The 18,357-nt window shown below is 70.3% G+C and carries 15 protein-coding genes and 1 pseudogene; 8 read left to right on the top strand and 8 right to left on the bottom strand.

The window, feature by feature from the left end:
* Positions 1 to 10 precede the first annotated feature (10 nt).
* Complete coding sequence (dcd, locus tag C0010_RS11490; RefSeq protein ID WP_105567232.1) at positions 11 to 616, top strand: dCTP deaminase; 606 nt, start codon at positions 11 to 13, stop codon at positions 614 to 616.
* Between the two features lie 156 nt (positions 617 to 772).
* Here the strand turns inward: dcd and aztD are convergent, their stop codons facing one another.
* Genes aztD through aztB form a run of 4 tightly spaced genes read right to left on the bottom strand, consistent with a single transcriptional unit; the run spans position 773 to position 5,053 of the window.
* A complete protein-coding gene (gene aztD, locus C0010_RS11485) occupies positions 773 to 1,990 on the bottom strand; it encodes a zinc metallochaperone AztD (protein WP_105567231.1) in 1,218 nt (405 codons plus the stop codon).
* Positions 1,991 to 2,013: 23 nt separating this feature from the next.
* Entirely contained in the window at positions 2,014 to 2,928 is a 915-nt protein-coding gene (gene aztC, locus C0010_RS11480) for a zinc ABC transporter substrate-binding protein AztC (protein WP_105567230.1), read from the bottom strand.
* Complete coding sequence (locus C0010_RS11475; protein ID WP_198410818.1) at positions 2,925 to 4,142, bottom strand: ABC transporter; 1,218 nt, start codon at positions 4,140 to 4,142, stop codon at positions 2,925 to 2,927. Before C0010_RS11475 ends, aztC begins: the two co-directional genes overlap by 4 nt.
* 26 nt (positions 4,143 to 4,168) lie before the next feature.
* The gene (gene aztB, locus C0010_RS11470) at positions 4,169 to 5,053 is read right to left on the bottom strand and encodes a zinc ABC transporter permease AztB (RefSeq protein ID WP_105567229.1); all 885 of its coding nucleotides are present in this window, start codon (positions 5,051 to 5,053) and stop codon (positions 4,169 to 4,171) included.
* Positions 5,054 to 5,104: 51 nt separating this feature from the next.
* On the opposite strand from aztB, the gene C0010_RS11465 reads away from it, so the two are divergent.
* Positions 5,105 to 5,743 (top strand): metal ABC transporter ATP-binding protein, encoded by a 639-nt coding sequence (locus C0010_RS11465; protein ID WP_105567228.1) that lies wholly within the window; start codon positions 5,105 to 5,107, stop codon positions 5,741 to 5,743.
* A gap of 7 nt (positions 5,744 to 5,750) precedes the next feature.
* On the opposite strand, the gene C0010_RS11460 is transcribed toward C0010_RS11465, so the two are convergent.
* The gene (locus C0010_RS11460) at positions 5,751 to 7,151 is read right to left on the bottom strand and encodes an MFS transporter (RefSeq protein WP_105567227.1); all 1,401 of its coding nucleotides are present in this window, start codon (positions 7,149 to 7,151) and stop codon (positions 5,751 to 5,753) included.
* A gap of 189 nt (positions 7,152 to 7,340) precedes the next feature.
* Here C0010_RS11460 and C0010_RS11455 point away from each other — a divergent pair, with 189 nt between their 5' ends.
* Together C0010_RS11455 and C0010_RS11450 are read left to right on the top strand one after the other, a co-directional pair.
* A complete protein-coding gene (locus C0010_RS11455) occupies positions 7,341 to 8,618 on the top strand; it encodes an MFS transporter (protein ID WP_105567226.1) in 1,278 nt (425 codons plus the stop codon).
* Positions 8,619 to 8,732: 114 nt separating this feature from the next.
* Positions 8,733 to 9,671 (top strand): NAD(P)-dependent oxidoreductase, encoded by a 939-nt coding sequence (locus tag C0010_RS11450; protein WP_105567225.1) that lies wholly within the window; start codon positions 8,733 to 8,735, stop codon positions 9,669 to 9,671.
* Between the two features lie 66 nt (positions 9,672 to 9,737).
* Here the strand turns inward: C0010_RS11450 and C0010_RS11445 are convergent, their stop codons facing one another.
* The 3 genes from C0010_RS11445 to C0010_RS11435 are packed head-to-tail and all read right to left on the bottom strand — an operon-like array spanning position 9,738 to position 13,596.
* Positions 9,738 to 11,066: an enolase C-terminal domain-like protein gene (locus tag C0010_RS11445; RefSeq protein ID WP_105567224.1), complete on the bottom strand. Its 1,329-nt coding sequence runs from the start codon at positions 11,064 to 11,066 to the stop codon at positions 9,738 to 9,740.
* Complete coding sequence (locus C0010_RS11440) at positions 11,063 to 12,646, bottom strand: aldehyde dehydrogenase (NADP(+)) (protein ID WP_105567223.1); 1,584 nt, start codon at positions 12,644 to 12,646, stop codon at positions 11,063 to 11,065. Before C0010_RS11440 ends, C0010_RS11445 begins: the two co-directional genes overlap by 4 nt.
* A gap of 23 nt (positions 12,647 to 12,669) precedes the next feature.
* Positions 12,670 to 13,596, bottom strand: coding sequence for a 5-dehydro-4-deoxyglucarate dehydratase (locus C0010_RS11435; RefSeq protein WP_105567222.1), 927 nt, complete (start codon positions 13,594 to 13,596; stop codon positions 12,670 to 12,672).
* Positions 13,597 to 14,073: 477 nt separating this feature from the next.
* Between C0010_RS11435 and C0010_RS11430 the strand changes: the two genes are divergently transcribed.
* The 4 genes and pseudogenes from C0010_RS11430 (at position 14,074) to C0010_RS15395 (ending at position 18,354) form a co-directional block, all read left to right on the top strand.
* Entirely contained in the window at positions 14,074 to 15,645 is a 1,572-nt protein-coding gene (locus tag C0010_RS11430) for an ABC transporter substrate-binding protein (protein WP_105567221.1), read from the top strand.
* Positions 15,646 to 15,676: 31 nt separating this feature from the next.
* Complete coding sequence (locus C0010_RS11425; RefSeq protein WP_105567220.1) at positions 15,677 to 16,666, top strand: ABC transporter permease; 990 nt, start codon at positions 15,677 to 15,679, stop codon at positions 16,664 to 16,666.
* Positions 16,659 to 17,621: an ABC transporter permease gene (locus tag C0010_RS11420; RefSeq protein WP_105567219.1), complete on the top strand. Its 963-nt coding sequence runs from the start codon at positions 16,659 to 16,661 to the stop codon at positions 17,619 to 17,621. The genes C0010_RS11425 and C0010_RS11420 overlap by 8 nt, the downstream gene beginning before the upstream one ends.
* A pseudogene (locus tag C0010_RS15395) lies at positions 17,525 to 18,354 on the top strand (sulfite exporter TauE/SafE family protein). Before C0010_RS11420 ends, C0010_RS15395 begins: the two are co-directional and overlap by 97 nt.
* Positions 18,355 to 18,357 lie beyond the last annotated feature (3 nt).

Here is an 18,357-nt window from a genome sequence, read left to right as displayed (position 1 = left end):
AGGTGGGCACGTGCTGCTCTCCGATCGTGACATCCGGGCCGGGCTCGACGACGGCCGCATCGGCCTCGACCCGCTCGACGAGGCGATGATCCAGCCGTCGAGCGTCGACGTGCGCCTCGACCGGTACTTCCGGCTGTTCGACAACCACAAGTATCCCTTCATCGACCCGGCCGAGGACCAGCCCGACCTGACGCACCTCGTCGAAGTCGAGCCGACCGAGCCGTTCATCCTGCACCCCGGTGAGTTCGTGCTGGGGTCGACGTTCGAGCGGGTCTCGCTCCCGGATGACGCCGCCGCTCGCCTCGAGGGCAAGTCCTCGCTGGGACGGCTGGGGCTGCTGACGCACTCGACGGCGGGCTTCATCGATCCCGGGTTCTCGGGCCACGTGACGCTCGAGCTGTCGAACGTCGCGACGCTGCCGATCAAGCTGTGGCCGGGGATGAAGATCGGGCAGCTGTGCTTCTTCCGCCTCAGCTCACCCGCGGAGAACACGTACGGCTCGGGCCCGTACGGCAACCGGTACCAGGGCCAGCGCGGCCCGACGGCGAGCCGGTCGGCGCAGAATTTCCAGCGCACCGACGTGTCGATCACCGACGCGGGTGCCGCCGGCGCCTGATCATCGCCCCGAGGGGCTTGCATTAGGTAAGGCTTACCTTGGTATGCTTGATGCGGCCGGTGGGCACCTCGGGAGGGACGTCACACGGCTCCGGCGCCCGGCGCGAGCACGGAGTGGGGGCACTCCGCCCGCGCCGGGCGCCGATTCGCGCGGGGCTCAGCCCAGGTTCAGCGCCATCTCGCCGGGTGCGCCGGGGAGCTCAGGGCCCTCCGTGAGGACCTCGCCCGTGGCCAGGTCGACGGAGACGACGCGGTTGTTCGCGACGTCGGCGACGTAGGCCGTCTCGCCGTCCGTCGTCAGCGCCGGATGCTCGTCCTGCCAGTCGGCCGGGCCCTCCCAGGCGTCGATCACGGGGTGCTCGGCCGTGAACTCGCCCGTCTCGGGGTCGAGCACGTGGATCGCGCCGTCGGTGCCGAGGATGTACGCGGCGTCATCCGGGCCGCGCACGGCGCCGCGCCACGTGTACTCCACATCGCCGAGGTTCTGCGTGCGGTACTCGCCGGCCGCCGTGTCGATCAGCGCGACGTCGTTCAGCAGGTAGCCCTCGGCATCCGGGTCGTTGTTGTAGTCGCCGACCACGATCGGGCTCGTCTCCGACACGTACGCGTTGCCCATGCGGCCGTGCTCGTCCGGTGCGTCGAACTTCGTGAACTCGCCGTCCGCGTAGAGGAGGGCGCCGTCCTGGCAGCCGAAGATCACGGCCTCGCCCGCCGCCGTGCCCTCGCCGTGGATCTCGGGGCACTCGTCGCTCGACGTCAGCTCGTCGAAGTGGCCGTCGTGGGGCTCGAGCGCCACGGCCCCTGATCGGGCGGTGTCGTCGCCGACCGTCGTCAGGAGCGTGCCGTCCTTCAGCACGATCGATACGCCGTGGTGTGCGTGCTCGGCCGTGTAGGTGGTCGTCTCGGGGAGCGCGCCGTCGGAGTCGATCAGCGCGTCGGTGTCGAAGAACGTCGTCTCGCCCGTGCCGTCGGCGAACAGGACGGTGGTGCCGGCGTGGCGGACGACGTGGCCGGCCGCCGGGGCCTCGAACACCGTCTCCGTGAGCTCGGGCGCGGCCGTGTCGAGCACCTGGAAGCCCTCGGCCGTCGTCACGAAGACGTTGCGCCCGTCTCCCGCGGGGTTCAGGCGCGTGAACTCGTCGCTCGCGAACTCGTCGATCGGCTCGAGCGTTTCGGCGTCGAGTACGAGCACCTTGCCGTCGAGCGAGACCGCGAGGCGCTCGCCGACCGCGGGCGCCTCGGCGCTCGTGCTGGCGCCCTCGGTCGTGTCGGCCTCGTCGGCCGAGGAGCCGGATGCGCATCCGGCGGCGAGCACTGCGACGGCGGCGAGCGATCCGAGCGCCGCACCTCCGCGCCAGCGTGGGGTCGTCGTCATGGGGTTTCCTTTCATGTTCGGCCTCACCTGTTGAGGCCCTGGGCGATGCGGTCGGAGTTGACCCGCATCATGTCGAGGTAGGTCGGTGCGGGGCCCTCGGGCCCCGTGAGCGACTCGGAGAACAGCTCGACGACGTCGACGTCGACGCCGGCCTCGTCCGCCAGCACCTGCACGAGGCGATCGGGCTGCGACGACTCCGCGAAGATTGCGGGCACGCCGGTGGACTCGATCGCCGATGCGAGCGAATCGAGGTCGGCGGCGGACGGAGAGGCGAGGGTGGTGCCGCTCGGGATCACAGCACCGACCGTCTCGAACCCGTACCGGTCCGCGAGGTATCCGAAGACGTGGTGGTTCGTGACGAGCGCCCTGTTCGACTCGGGGATCCCCTCGAACGCGGCCGTCATCTCGTCGTCCAGCGCCTCCAGGTCGTCGAGGTAGGCATCGACGTTGCCGTCGATCGCGGCGGCGTCGACGCCGGGAAGCTCGGCGAGCGTGTCGCCGAGGGCGCTGACGACGCTCGCCATCCGCTCGGGATCGGTCCAGAAGTGCGGATCATCGCCGGTGGCGCCGTCGGCGGAGAAGGCCAGCGGCGTGATGTGCTCGCCCGCCACGAAGCGGGGGGCGCCGGAGCCCGCGGCGGTCTCGAGATGCTGCTCGACGTTCTCCTCCAGCCCCAGGCCGTTCGAGACGAGCAGGTCGGAGTCGGCCAGGCGGGCGGCCTCCTGGGCCGAGATCTCGAACGAGTGCGGGTCGGCGTTCGGCTTCATCAGCACCGTCACCTCGGCCTCGTCTCCGGCGAGCTGCGCGGCGACGTCGCCCAGGATGTTCGTCGTGACCGTGATGGTCGGGCCGCGGTCTCCGGCCGGGGCACAGCCCGAGGCGGCGCCCGCGGCGACCAGCGCGGCGGCGAGGGAGAGACTCCGGATCGCGCGGCTCATCGGCCGAGCTCCGTCGCGACGAACGGGGAGGTCGGGGTCGTCAGCTCGCGCGCGACGCGCGCGCCGTCGGCGTAGTCGATCTCGTAGACCGTTCCGTTGGCCGGGTCGGAGAGGTAGGCCCGCTGCGTATCGACGACGAGGTCGACCTCGTCGCCGGCGGCGAGGCTCTCCGCGACGAGGGGGTCGCTCGACCCGAGCAGGGCGCCCTGCTCGTCGAAGACGAGGACCCGCCCATCGGCGCCGAGGGCGACGACGCGGCCCGCGTCGTCGTCCGCCGCGACCACGTCGACCAGCTCGGCCTCGGTGTCCGCGTGCGACCATGAGCGATCTCGGGTGTCGAGCAGCCAGAAGCCCGATGCGCCCGCGAGGCCCGCGACCGTCGGCCGGTTCTTGCGGCCGGCGAAGCCCGCTGCGCGTGCCTCCGCGTCCTCCGGGTACGGGATCGCCTCCACGCGGGGGTCGTCGATGCGACCCGTCACGAGGATCGCCCCGTCGGCGCATCCGACCACGGTTCCGACGCGCGTCGTGACGGCACCGGACGGCTCGGCGCAGTTGATCGGTTCGATCTCGGCGCCCGACGCGTCGCGCACCGCGGCGCCGTCGGGCGTGGCGACGATGGCGCCCGTGTCGAACGGCGCGGCGACGCCCTCGCCTGCGCCGGTGTCGATGCGGAAGCGCTCCGAGACCTCGCCGTCCGCGAGCGCCTCGTTGTCGAGCAGGACCGCTTCGCCGGATCCGGAGAAGAACAGGCCGGTGCCGCCCGCGGTCGCCAGCGGCGCACCCGTGACCGTGACCGGTCCGGCACCCTGGACCGACCCGGGCAGTGCCGCCTCCGCCCTGTAGTAGTGGAAGTGGTCGCCGTGGTCCCAGCTCCAGCGCCCGCCGTCGATGATGTCGACGCCGTCCGCTGTCGTGACGAACGCGTAGCGGCCGTCTGATGCGATCGCCTCGGGCGGGCCGACCGTGCCGAGCTCCTGGGTCTCGTCCGTGAGCAGGTCGAGCAGTCCGACGTTCCCGCCCGCGTCGACCGAGACGAGCTGTGACTGCGGCTCGGCGACCTGTGCGGCCCCCGACACGTCGCCGTGGCCGGCCGGAGCGGAGTCTTCGGGCGGGGCGCCGTCGGCAGGCGCGGCCGGTTCGGCCGAGCAACCGGCGAGCAGGGCGGTGAGGGTGAGCGCGGCGAGGGGCGCCGCGGACATGATGCTGCGTGGCATTGCTGCTTTCTGTGTGGGTGTGCGGCTCAGGCGGCCGCGGGTTCTGCGGTTCGGTGCGCGGGCGCGGATTCCGCGCCGAGGTGCCCCGCGCGGGCGGTGCGGGATCGGTGCCATGCCCCCGCCGTCAGCGCGGACAGGCCGGCGAACACGATCGCCGTGCATGCGATCGTGGGGCCCGCCGCCGTTGCGGCGTACCACGAGACGGTCAGGCCCGTCGCGACGGCGGCGATGCCGAACACCGCGGCCAGCGCCATCGTCGAGGGGAGGGAGCGCGCCCAGCGGCCGGCCGCGACCGCCGGGGCGAGCAGCATGCCGACGACGAGGAGCGAACCCACGCTCTGGTACGACGCGATCACGGCGATCGTGACGAGGGCGGTGAGCAGCGTGTGCGCGAGCCGTGGCCGCATCCCGAGGGTGTGGGCGACGCGCCGGTCGAAGGCGGCCGCGATGAACGAGCGGTGGAAGGCGACGGCGATCGAGGCGACGACGACGAGGGCGACGGACAGCGTCGCGATATCTCCCCACCCGATCGCGAGGATGTCGCCGAAGAGCATGTTCGTCGCATCGGTCGCGAAGCTGCGCGAGTGAGAGACGATGATGACGCCCAGAGAGAGCATGCCGACGAACAGCAGCCCGATGCTCGTGTCCCACGAGAGCCTGCCTCGGCGCTGCAGGAGGCCGATCGCGCCGCTCATCGCCGCCCCGCTGATCGCCGCGCCCCAGAGCGGGGGAGCGCCGACGAGCGTCGCGATCGCGACGCCGGGCAGCATGCCGTGGCCGATGGCCTCGCCGAGGAACGCCATGCCGCGCACGACGACCCAGGTGCCGACGATCGCGCAGATGATCGCCACGAGGGAACCGCCGACGAGGGCGCGCAGCATGAACTCGGAGGAGAAGGGAAGGTCGAGCATATGCCGGCAAGCGTAACGCAATTCAGAATCATTATCGATTAGGATCGAGGAATGCCCGACATCCTGCTCCGAACGAGGAGACTCTGCTTCGCCTACGACGACGTCGACGTGCTCCACGACATCGACGTCGAGCTCGAGGCGGGCGCGATCACGGCGATCGTGGGGCCGAACGGCAGCGGGAAGTCGACGCTGATCGAGCTGATGGCGGGCACGGCCGTTCCCCGCCTCGGCGTCGTCGAGCGGTTCGCGACCGTCGCGTTCGTCGTGCAGCGCACCGCCATCCTGGACACGCTGCCGCTCTCGGTCCGCGATGTCGTCGACCTGGGCACGTGGGGCCGCGACGCCGCCGGCAGTTCGCGATCGGAGCGTCGCCGGGCGGTCGCAGAGGCGATGGAGCGCGTGGGCGTGGCCGACCTCGCCAGGAGATCCATCCACGAGGTCTCCGGAGGCCAGCGGCAGCGCGCCCTGATCGCCCAGGCGCTCGCGCGCACGGCGCGCACGGGGGGAGTCCTGCTCCTCGACGAACCGAGCGCTGGCCTCGACTCCGAGAGCAGGGGCACGATCAGGGGAATCCTCGCGGAGGAGGCGTCCCGCGGAAGGGCGATCGGGTGGGTCACGCACGACGACGAGGACGTTGCGGGCGCGGACGCCGTCATCCGGCTGCGGGCGTCCGCCGCCGTCGCCGAGTGACCGCGGCTCAGGCGGCGCGCGCGGGCGCCTTGATCGGCAGCACCAGCACGAGCCCGATCGCCAGGATCGCGACGATGCCCAGCACGCCGTAGGCGGTGTTGGCGAACAGGACGACCAGGAGCGTCCACGCGGCCGACGACATCCAGCTCGTGACGCGACCGGTCGTGGCGTACAGCCCGAAGATCTCGCCCTCGTGGCCGGCGGGAGTGACGCGCGCGAGGAACGAGCGGGAAGCCGACTGCGCGGGGCCGACGCAGCAGCACAGCAGCAGCCCGAAGACCCAGAAGACGATCTTGCCGGAGTCGAGGAGCACGAAGATGAGGGTGCCCGCGACGATCATCGTGCCGAGCGCGGCGACGATGATCGCCTTCGGCCCGAAGCGGTCGTCCCAGCGGCCCGCGAGCAGCGTCGACAGGCCGGCGACGAGGTTCGCCGCGAGCCCGAACACCGCGAGTTCGAGGAACTCGAAGCCGAACACCACGCCGGCGATCACCGCGCCGAACGTGAACACCCCGCTCAGTCCGTCGCGGAACACGGCACTGGCCAGCAGGAACCAGAACGTCGGTCGGGTCTCGGGCGAGCGGTACAGAGCGATCACGTCGCGCACGAGAACGGCGTATGCGGCGAAGAAGTTCACGCGGCGCTCCGGGGTGCCGAGCGGCTTCGGCTCGGGCACCGCGAGGAACACGGGGATTGTGAACACGATGCCCCAGACGGCGCAGCCGACGGCCACGAGCCGGAACGGAAGGCCGTCGTCGGTCGGCAGGCCGAACCAGTCCATGGCGTAGAAGACGATCACGAGCGTGAGGGCGATGACGCCGCCGAGGTAGCCGAAGCCCCAGCCGAGCCCCGAGATGCGGCCCACGTTCTTCGGCGTCGCGATCGAGACGAGCATGGCGTTCGAGTTCACGGTGCCGATCTCGCTCGCCACGGCGCCGAGGCCGAGCAGGGCCACGCCGAGCCAGAACAGCCCCTGCCCCGGTTCGACGAACCACAGGCCGAACGAGCATCCGATCACGCCTGCCGTGCCGATGCCGAGCCACAGCTTCTGCTTGCCGGCCGCATCGGCCTGCTGCCCGAGCACGGGGGCGAGCAGCAGGATGAGCAGGCCCGCGATCGTCGTGCCGATGCCGAGCCCGCTCGTCAGTTCGGCGATCGCGGCGTCGTGCGCCGCGCCATCGGGCAGCGCCTGCTGCTCCGGCGGGAGGAACGCGTCGGTCGTCAGGTACAGCGGCGTGAAGATGAAGGTGACGAGCACCGTGTGGAACGGCTGCAGCCCCCAGTCCCAGAACGCCCACGCGAAGACCTTCGACCGCTTGGTCGGTTGCTTGTCGAGCTGGTCGGCGAGCCCGAGGATCGGCAGCGCCGAGCTGTCGGCGGTGGCTTTGGGCCTGTGTGGGTCGGTCACGGTTGCGGCTCCCGGGTCGTGTCGCTTCGCATCGTCGCGGAGCTGCGCGGGCCGGCCCCTGGCCGGTGCCGCTCAGCCCCACCATATCCGCGACATCAGACACGGCCCGGATGAACGCGAGGTTGCCGTTCGGCAGATTCCAAGGCGATCCGGCGTCCCGAGCGCCCAGCGGGCTCATAGGGTGGGGGGATGACCTCCTCGACACTCTCGAGGGGTGCGGCGATGCGGGCGCTCCTCTCCCTCGCCATCGGCGCCTTCGGCATCGGCATGACCGAGTTCGTCTCGATGGGCCTCCTCCCCGGTATCGCGGAGGACCTGCTCCCGATGCAGTACCAGGCCTCGCCGGAGGACGCGATCGGCCAGGCCGGCATCCTGATCAGCCTCTACGCTCTCGGCGTCGTCATCGGTGCCCCCACGATCGCCGCGTTCGTCGCGCGGTTCCCCCGGCGCACCGTGATCGTCTGGCTCGTCGTCGCGCTGCTCGTGTTCAACGCCCTCACGTTCATCCTGCCGACCTTCGGCACGGTCGCCGTCTCGCGATTCCTCGCGGGTCTGCCCCACGGCGCCTACTTCGGCATGGCCGCCGTGGTGGCCGCGTCGCTGTACGGGCCGGAACGGCGCGGCCGCGCCATCGCGATCGTGATGAGCGGCCTGTCGGTCGCCAACCTCATCGGTGTTCCGGCCGGCACGCTGCTCGGCCAGCACATGGGCTGGCGCGCCGCCTACGGGATCGTCGCCATCGTGTTCGCCCTCGCGCTCGTCCTCATCCGGATCAGCGTTCCGCAGCAGCAGGGCGACGCCGACAGCACCTTCCGCCGCGAGCTCGGCATCTTCCGGATCGGCCAGGTCTGGTTCACGCTCGCGATCGCGGGCATCGGGTTCGGCGCGTTCTTCGCCGTGTACAGCTACATCGCGACCATGGTGACCGAGGTCGCGGGCGCACAGGAGTGGGTCGTGCCCGCGACGCTCGTCGCGGTCGGCGCCGGCATGGTGATCGGAAACTTCGCCGGCGGCGCGCTCGGCGACAAGAGCGTGCGCGGCACCCTGCTCTACGGCCTCGTCGTGCTGTTCGCGGCCGGTCTCGCGGTCGGCCTCGTCGCCGAGAACATCGGCCTCCTGATCGGTGCGCTGTTCGTCTTCGCCCTCACCTCGGCGACGGCCGTTCCCGCCGTGCAGCTGCGCCTGTTCGACGTGGCGCAGAACTACCTCGCCATCGCGTCGTCGCTGAACCACTCGGCGCTCAACATCGGCAACAGCCTCGGCGCGGCCCTCGGCGGCGCCGTGATCGCGGCCGGATGGGGCTACGTCGCGCCCGCATGGGTCGCGGCCGCGCTCGCCGCGATCGGCGTCGTGATCGCGCTCATCGCGTTCGGGGCGGAGCGCCGCCGCACGACGCAGGTGATCGGAGAGCTCGAGCGCGAGTTCGACGACCGGAGCGTCGGGACGGACACGATCCCGACCGTGTGAGCCGTCGCCATCCGATGCGGATCGAGAACGCATCGATGGCGAGCGAGAACGCATCGATCGCCGGCGTACGGGGCATGGAGCGGCGCATAGTCTGAAGCCGTCGAAAGGACTGCAATGAAGCTTCTCATTCCCGACAGTGTCAGCCTCGAGCGCGATGTCGACCCCCGAGTCGAGGTGTGCGTGTACGACGCCTCGCTGCCGATCCCGGATGAGCACGAGGACACCGAGATCTTCGTGGCGTGGGGGAACAATGCGGCGAATCTCGAGAGCGCGACGCGGCTGCCTCGCTTGAAGTGGGTGCAGGCGCTCAGCGCCGGGGCGGAGAAGATCACCGGCGCGGGGTTCGCGGACGACGTCGTGATCGCCAACGGCTCCGGCGTGCACAATCGCACGGTGGCCGAGCACGCGACGGCGCTCGCTCTTGCCCTGCTGCGCCGCCTTCCCGCCTCCGCGGCGGCCCAGCGCGAGCACGTGTGGTCGAGCGAGCTCGGCGGCATCCAGCCGATGCATCCGTCCGGCGCCGTCACCTCCCTCATCCGGGCCCGCGTGCTGGTCTGGGGCTTCGGACAGATCGGCCAGCACCTCGCCCGCATCCTCGACACGATCGGTGCGGACGTTCGGGGGGTCGCGCGCAGCGCGGGCGAGCGCGGCGGCTTCGAGGTGATCGCGGAGACGGACATCGAGGCTGCGCTGCCCGAGACCGATGTACTGATCATGATCCTCCCCGGCGTCGCGGCTACGAAGGACTCGCTGAACGCCGCGCGCCTCGCCGCGCTCCCGAAGCACGCTTGCGTCGTCAACGTCGGCCGCGGCACCACCGTCGACGAGGTCGCCCTGGTCGATGCCCTCGAATCCGGATCGATCGCGGGAGCCGCGATCGACGTCACGGCGGTCGAGCCCCTCCCCGCCGAATCACCGCTGTGGGACGCCCCGAACCTCATCATCACACCGCACGCCGCGGGCGGACGCCCCGACCTGGGGCCCGAGCTGATCCGCGAGAACCTGGCGCGCTACCTGGCGGGGGAGCCGCTGAAGAACGTCGTCAAGCGCTGACGCACACGACAGAGCGCAAGGGGCCGCGGCGAGGATCATCCTCGCCGCGGCCCCTTCACATCCGGTTCAGCGCACCAGGCAGGGGCGCTTCGGGTCGAACTCCCACCCCTCGACGAGGTACTGCATCGCGGCGGCGTCATCGCGCTGGCCGAGGCCGTGCTCGAGGTAGAGCTCGTGGGCCTCCGCCAGGCGATCGCGGTCGATCGTGACGCCGAGGCCCGGAGCGGTCGGCACCTCGATCGCGCCGTCGATGATCTTCGGCGCGTTCGTCGTGAGGTCCTGGCCGTCCTGCCAGATCCAGTGCGTGTCGAGCGCCGTGATCTCGCCGGGGGCCGCCGCGCCGACGTGCGTGAACATCGCCAGCGAGACGTCGAAGTGGTTGTTCGAGTGCGAGCCCCAGGTCAGGCCGAAGTCATTGCAGAGCTGCGCGACGCGCACACTGCCCGCCATCGTCCAGAAGTGCGGGTCGGCCAGCGGGATGTCGACCGCGTTCGACCGGACGGCATGGGCCATCTCGCGCCAGTCGGTCGCGATCATGTTCGTCGCGGTCGGCAGGCCCGTGCGGCGGCGGAACTCGCTGACGACCTCGCGCCCGGAGAACTTGCCCTCCGCTCCGCAGGGGTCCTCGGCGTACGCCAGAACGCCCTTCAGCCGCTCGCCGATGCGCACGGCGTCCTCGAGCAGCCATCCGCCGTTCGGGTCGAGGGTGATGCGGGCCTCCGGGAACCGCGCGGCCAGCGCCTCGATCGCGTCGGCCTCCTCGTCGCCCGCGAGCACGCCGCCCTTGAGCTTGAAGTCGCTGAAGCCGTAGCGCTCTGCCGCGGCCTCCGCGAGGCGCACGACGCCAGCCGGGTCCATCGCCTTCTCGCGGCGCACTCGCTCCCACGCGTCGTCGCCGGCCGGCTCGCGCAGGTACGGCAGGTCGGTCGCGTCGGGGTCGCCGACGTAGAACAGATAGCCCAACATCGGCACGCTGTCGCGCTGCTGGCCCTCGCCGAGCAGCTCCGCGACGGGCACGCCGAGCTCCTGTCCGTGCAGGTCGAGCAGGGCGGACTCGAGGCCGGTGACGGCGTGGATCGTCGTGCGCAGGTCGAACGTCTGCAGGCCGCGGCCGCCGGCGTCGCGGTCGGCGAAGCGCGAGGCGACCGCGCGCAGCAGGGAGCGGAATCGGGCGACGGGCTGGCCGATGAGGATCTCGCCGGCCTCCGCGATCGTCGACCGGATGGGCTCACCGCCCGGCACCTCTCCGACGCCCTCGCGGCCATCGGAATCGGTGATGATCGCGATGTTCCGCGTGAAGAACGGTCCGTGTGCGCCCGAGAGGTTCAGCAGCATCGAGTCGTGCCCGGCGACGGGCACCGCCTCGACCTTGGTGATCGTGGGTGCGGGCATCAGGCGGTCTCGATCCGGCCGTCGACGAGGCGCGGAACGCCCCAGGGGTTCGCCTCCTGCACGGGCTCGGGCAGCAGCGCCTCCGGCAGGTTCTGGTAGGCGACGGGGCGCAGGAAGCGCTCGATCGCGAGCGAGCCGACGCTCGTCGTGCGCGAATCGCTGGTCGACGGGAACGGGCCGCCGTGGACCATCGCGTGGCCCACCTCGACGCCCGTCGGCCAGCCGTTCGCGAGGATGCGGCCCGCCTTGCGCTCGAGCACGGGGATGAGCGCCCTGGCCTCGGCGGCATCGGCATCGGTCAGGTGCAGCGTGGCGGTGAGCTGACCCTCGAGGCGCTCGGCCGCTGCCGGCAGTTCGGAGACGGTGTCGTACCGGATGATCAGCGACGCCGCGCCGAAGATCTCCTCGTGCAGCACGTCGTCGGCCAGGAACCGATCGAGCGAGGCCGAGTGCACGACAGGGGCGGGGGCGTACGGGCCCTCGCCCTCCGAGCCGCGCGCGGCGACGTCAGCATGCTCGTCGCGGGTCGCGACGCCCTCTCGCCACGCGCCGGCGATCGACGGCGACAGCATCGTGAGGCCGCTCGCCGCCGTGATCGCTCTCTGCACGGCGGCGACGAACGCGTCGCCCTGCTCGCCCCGCGGAACGAAGACGTTCCCGGGCTGGGTGCACAGCTGGCCGCTCGAGCCGAGCGCGCTGGTGACGTAGCCGGCGGCGAGTTCGTCGACGCCGTCGGCGATCGCGCCGGGCAGGATGAAGACCGGGTTGACCGAGCTCATCTCGGCGTAGACGGGGATGGGCACCTCGCGCGATGCCGATGCGGCCACGAGCGCCATGCCGCCCGAGCGCGATCCGGTGAAGCCCACGGCCTGGATGGCGGGGTCCGTGACGAGCGACTGGCCGACGGTGCGGCCGGGGCCGAAGATCGCGGAGAAGACGCCGGGGTGCAGGTCGTGCGCCTTCACGGCGCGGGTGATCGCCGCGGCGACGATCTCGCTCGTGCCGGGGTGCGAGCTGTGCGCCTTGAACACGACGGGGCAGCCGGCCGCGAACGCGCTGGCGGTGTCACCGCCCGCCGTCGAGAACGCCAGCGGGAAGTTCGAGGCGCCGAAGACGGCGACGGGGCCGAGCGCGACCTTCCGCTGCCGGATGTCCAGGCGCGGCATCGGGGACCGCTCGGGCTGGGCGAGGTCGACGCGCACGCCGCGGAACAGGCCGCTGCGCACGACGCCCGCGAACATCCGGAGCTGGCCGGAGGTGCGGGCGACCTCGCCCGTGAGGCGGGGCGCGGGCAGGCCGGTCTCGGCGGCGGCGCGCTCGATGATCTCGTCGCGCACGGCGTCGATCTCGTCGGCGACCGATTCGAGGAACGCCGCGTGCTTCTCGGGCGGAAGCGTCGAGAACGACGGGAATGCGGCGGCCGCGGCCGCCGTCGCCTCGTGGAGCTGGTCGACGTCGATCTGCGAGTACGCGGGCTCGAGGCTCTCGCCCGACGCAGGGTCGATCGCCTGGAACGGCTTGCCGGTGCCCGCGACGGTGCGGCCGGCGATGACGGAATGTCCGGTGAGCTCAGTGGAAGTCATGTGTAGATCCTCTCGCGATCGGGTCAGGCGCGGGCGATACCGGCGGCGCTCATCAGGCCCCGCAGGTCGGCGATGTCCTGCGGGCTGAGGTTCTTCAGCGGCGCGCGGACGGGGCCGACGGGGCGGCCGATGACCTCGAGGCCGGCCTTCACGATCGAGACGCCGAAGCCCTGGCCCCGGTCCCGGATGTCGAGGTACGGCAGGACGAAGCTCTTCAGCTTCGCGGTGACGGCGGCGCGGTCCTGGGCTCGGACGTCCGCGTAGAACTCGAGCGCGAACTCGGGGGCGAAGTTGAACATCGCCGATGAATAGGTGCTCATGCCCATCTGGAGCAGCGGCAGGGCGTACGTCTCCGCGGTCGGCAGGCCGCCGAGGTAGAAGAGGCGGTCGCCCGCCTTCGCTGTCACCTTGGCCAGGTGCTCGATGTTGCCGATCGCGTCTTTGAAGCCGATGAAGCTCTCGTAGCGGTCGGCGAGGGTCGCGACGGTGTCGGCCGAGTAGATCGCATTCGCACGGTTGTAGACGATGAGCGGGAGCTCGGTGGCCTCCGCGATCGCGCCGACGTGGGCGACGAGGCCCTCCTGCGAGCACTCAGTGAGGTACGGGGGCAGCACCAGCAGACCCGCGGCGCCCGCCTCCTCGGCGGCCTGCGCGTTCGCGACGGCGTTCTTGGTCCACCCGCCCGCCGAGCCCAGAACGGGAACCTCGGCACGGGCCGACTCGACGGCGGCGCGCACGACGCGCGCGTTCTCCTCGGGGCTCAGGCTGAAGCCCTCGCCCGTGCCGCCGGCCGCGAACAGGCCGTGCACGTCGTAGCTCGCCTGCCACGCGACGTGGTCGCGATACGTCGCCTCGTCCACCTCGAAGTCGGGCGTGAACGCCGTCGCGGGGAACGACAGCAGGCCGTCCTTGAGGTGCTCGGCGAGCTCCGCCGGGGTGAAGTTGGTCACAGTGTGCTCCTTTTCCGGGCTTGTTCCTACTGTTCACGCTATGGGTGAATCGATACTCAAACAAACCTGATTCGATATAGAGCGATACCCTGTGGGTATTACTCCATGAGGCTATCGCGCGTACCGGGGTGTCTCGAGGCGATGGCGCTCCTCCGGTCGACCGCAACGGCATCGTTCCGGCGCCCGCCCGAGGCTCGTATCCACTGCAGCCTCGGACATGCGTGAGACTACGAGTGGCGACCGATGCGCGTCTATGAGCAAGTTCGCATGGATCAATACGCCCCGTGTATCCATTCGCATTCTGGTGCGGGATTCCGCGCCTCTGCGGCGGCAGGTTGCCGGCGCATCCGGTGCGCGGCGGACGTCGGCGGGCAGGCAGGCGCCCGCCGGCCCCTTGACCCCTCCCTGCGCGCGGTGCGACATTCTGAACAGCCGAGGACCAATGGCGGCCTCGGCGATCCCTACCTGGAGGAACCGATGAAGACTTCTCCCCATCACCGCAGCCTCGCGCGCATCGGCACGGCCGTCGTCGCGATCGCATCGTTCTCAGTTCTGGCCTCGTGCTCGGTCGCGAACTCCGAGTCGACCGACGGGGGCGCCGGCGGTGGAGCCGACGACAAGCTCACCGTCGTGCTGCCGCAGGAGCCGCCCACGCTCGAGGCGTGCGACTCGAACCTGACGTCGACCGGTGTGGTCGTCAGGAGCACTGTCACCGAGCCCCTGGTGGAGAGGAACCCGTCCACCGGCGACCTCGAGCCGCTCCTCGCGACCGAGTGGGAGCAGTCCGGCGACACGGAGTGGACATTCCGCCTGCGAGAAGGCGTCACGTTCCAGGACGGCGAGCCGTTCGACGCGGAGGCGGCTGCGCACTCGATCGATCGTGCGGTCAACGGCAGCCTGGGCTGCGACGTCGAGGGGTATGTCTTCGGCGACCCGGATCTCGAGCTCGAGGTGGTCGACGACCTGACGCTGAAGGTCACCACCGAACAGCCCGACCCGATCCTCCCGCTCAAGCTCTCGTTCATCGAGATCGTGTCGCCGGCCACCCCGAGCGACGAGATGCAGCGCGAGCCCGTCGGCACCGGACCGTACGCGATCTCCGACTGGCAGGCGGGAACGAGCATCACTCTCGACCGGAACGAGGACTACTGGGCCGATGCGCCCCAGGCAGCTCAGGTCGAGTATCAGTGGCGAGACGAGGGCACGGTCCGGGCCGCCATGGTGACGAACGGCGAAGCGGACATCGCGCTCGGCCTCGGGCCGGAGGACGGCGCGGGCGAGCTCGGTGTGAGCTACCCGAACAACGAGACGATCGCCCTCCGCTTCTCGGGCGAAACGGCGCCGTTGGACGACATCCGGGTGCGCCAGGCGATCAACTACGCGATCGACAAGGAGGGGATCGTCTCCTCGCTCTACCCGGACGGCGACAAGGTCGCGGCCGAGCTGATCCCCGAGGGCATCGTCGGTTACAACGCGGATATCGAGCCGTGGCCGTACGACCCGGAGAAGGCGAAGGAGCTCATCGCTGAGGCGGAAGCGGACGGCGTTCCGGTGGACACGACGATCGTGATGCCCGTGCGCAATGCACAGTTCCCGAAGGTGTCGGAGCTCGGTGAGGTACTCGCGGCCCAACTGACTGAGATCGGCCTGGACGTCGACATGCGGATGATGGACACGGCGCAGCACCTCGAATACCAGAACAAGCCGTTCGTGACGGACCAGGGCCCTGTCGCCATGCTGATCCAGCACGGCAACCAGGCGGGAGATGCCCAGTTCTCCGTCGAGCAGTACTTCCTCACGGGCGCGCACCAGGCGGAGTTCGGCGACCCCGGCCTCGACGCACTGATCGAGGACGCGGCGACGCAGTCGGACGAAGCGCGCCAGGCCGCGTACGAGGAGGTGTTCCAGTACGAGCGCGACAACGTCGTCGCCATCGCCCCGCTCGCGCATCAGACCGTGATCATGGCGATCGCGGACCGTGTGAGCTACGAACCCAACTCGTCGACGGGCGACGAACTGCGGATCAAGGAGATCTCGCTCGCGGGTTGACCGCGGCGAGAACGAGTGAAGGAGGGCGAGCATGTGGACCTACCTGAGGAGACGGATCCTCCAGAGTGCTCTGCCTCTCGTGGCCGTGATCCTGGGCGTCTTCGTGCTCGCCCGCCTCACCGGCGACCCGTCGAACCTGTACCTGCCGCTGAGCGCGACCGACCAGATGCGGGAGGACTTCGCGGCGGCGAACGGCCTCGACCAGCCGATCTGGAAACAGATGGCCGACTACTTCTGGGGCGTGCTGCACCTGGATTTCGGGACGTCGCTGCGCACGGGTGAGCCGGCGTCGACCATGGTGATGCGGGCGTTCCCCGCGACGCTCCAACTGGCGGGGACGACGATGCTGCTGGCGATCGTGATCGCCGTGGTCTTCGGCAGCTGGGCCGCGCTGAAGCCCAACGGCATCGCCGACCGAATCGTCAGCTTCTTCGCGATGGTGGCTGCCGCCGTTCCGGACTTCTGGGTCGCCATCCTGGGCATCTGGATCTTCGCGATCACGCTCCAATGGCTGCCGACATCCGGTGTCGACGCCGGCGGGGCCTCGTGGGTCCTGCCGATTGCGACGCTGATGCTGCGGCCGGTCGGCGTGCTCGCTCAGATCGTGCGCGGATCCATGGTCACCGTTCTCGGCCAGCCGTATGTGAAGGTCGCCAAGAGCCGGGGCGCGGGTCAGCTCCGCATCGTGACGCACCATGCCCTGCGGAACGCGGCGGCGCCCGCCCTCACGGTTGCCGGCGACCTGACGGTCGGCATGATCAACGGAGCCGTGATCGTCGAAACCATCTTCGGATGGCCCGGCATCGGGAAGCTGATGATCGATTCGATCCTGCAGCGCGACTTCGCGGTGCTGCAAGCGGCGGTGCTGATCACGGCGATCGCGATCTTCCTGCTGAACATCGTCATCGATATGGGGTACGCGCTGCTGGATCCCCGGGTGCGACCAGTCACGAAGCAACGGAAGTCTATGGCGGGCGGCGCCCCCGAGAACAAGAAGAAGGAGGAGGCGGCCGATGTCTGACGTCACACCCACCGTCACCGTCCTGACGAACAGGGCGAAGCAGAGGAGCGACAGGCCGAGCCTGTTCCGACTGCTGCTGAAGGACCCGTTCGCATCTACGGCGTCCGTGATCCTCCTCCTGATCGCCCTCGCCGCAGTCTTCGGGCCGATCCTGCTGGGCGACCTCGCCCAGCGGCAGGATCTCGTGGCGCGCAACCTGCCACCGTTCAGCATCGATGCGGGTTGGGAGTACATTCTCGGAAGCGACTCCCTCGGCCGCAGCATGTTCGCGCGCATCGTCGCCGCGACGGGCACGACGCTCGGCGTCTCGATCTCGGCGGTGCTCGTGTCGGGCATCGTCGGGTCGGTATGGGGGATGTGGGCGGGCTTCCATCGCGGCTGGCGCGAGACCGTCTCGATGCGCGTGGCCGACGTGATCATGAGCTTCCCGTCGCTGCTTCTCGCCGTTGTGATCCTGTACGTCTTCAATCCGAGCGCCGCGAACATCGTGCTCGTGCTGGCGATCACCCGCATCCCGATTTACCTCCGCACGGCTCGCGCGGACGCGGCCGAATTGCGGTCTCGGATGTTCGTCGACGCGGCGCGGAACTTCGGCACGAAGCAGCGCACGATCGTCTTCCGCCATATCGTGCCCAACGTTCTGCCCACGCTCGTCACGCTCGCGACGCTCGAGCTCTGCTACGTGATGCTCGCCGAATCGTCGCTGAGCTTCCTCGGCATCGGCATCCAGCCGCCCGAGGTCAGCTGGGGTCTGATGGTCGCCCAGGGGCGCCAGTACCTCGCCGAGGCATGGTGGCAATCGGTTCTCCCCGGTGTGGCGATCGTCATCACCACGGTGTCGGCGAACGTGCTCGCTGCATGGCTCCGGCTCGCGACCGACCCCGGTCAGCGCTGGCGCTTGCAGCAGAAGAAGAAGCGTCGCCGGATGATCGCCTCGGTCGGCGCGCGCGGCTGACCCGAATGGCGACGACGGAGCTCATCCTTCTGTCGATCCCGATCTTCTTCGCCGCCTGCCTGCAGGGGTCGATCGGGTTCGGCATGGGGATGGCCGCGGCGCCGTTCATCGCGATCGTCGATCCCGAGCTGCTGCCGGTGTCGATCATCCTGCTGGCGATCGTCGTGAGCGGTGTCGTGATGCTCCTCGACCGCAGCGGGCTCGACTTCCGCGGCGCCGGTTGGGCCCTGGCCGGTCGCGTCCCGGGAAGCCTGGCGGGCGCTGGCCTCGTCGCCGTCATGTCCTCGGCGCTGCTGTCGTGGTTCGTCGCGGCGACGGTGCTCGTCGGCGTGCTCGTCTCGCTGCGCGGTTGGGCGCCTCGGGTGACGCGCACGTCGCAGGTGATTGCGGGGCGCTCTCCGGACTGATGGGCACCACCACCTCCATCGGGGGAGCGCCAATGTCGATTCTCTGGCAAGCGTCAGAGGGGCCGAAGCTCCGGGGAACGATGGCCGCGTTCTTCCTGGCGGGGTCCGCGTTCTCTCTGGGCGCGCTCCTGCTCTTCGGTGCGATTTCGCACAGGACCATCGTCTTCGCCGCGTGGATGCTGATCCCGGTGGTGCTGGGCCTCGTCGCATCACGCTTCCTGAACCACTACCTGAACCGGAAGAGGACGAGGGCGATCGCGCTCGCCGCATCGTCGATCGGCGCGAGCGCGCTCATCGTGACGCAGACCGTCGAACTGTTCGCCTGAGGA

Origin of the sequence: Microbacterium halophytorum, assembly GCF_002970975.1 — a bacterium.
GTDB lineage: Bacteria > Actinomycetota > Actinomycetes > Actinomycetales > Microbacteriaceae > Microbacterium > Microbacterium halophytorum.
Note: the sequence above shows the minus strand (reverse complement) of the source record. Positions and strands in the feature narration are given on the sequence as shown.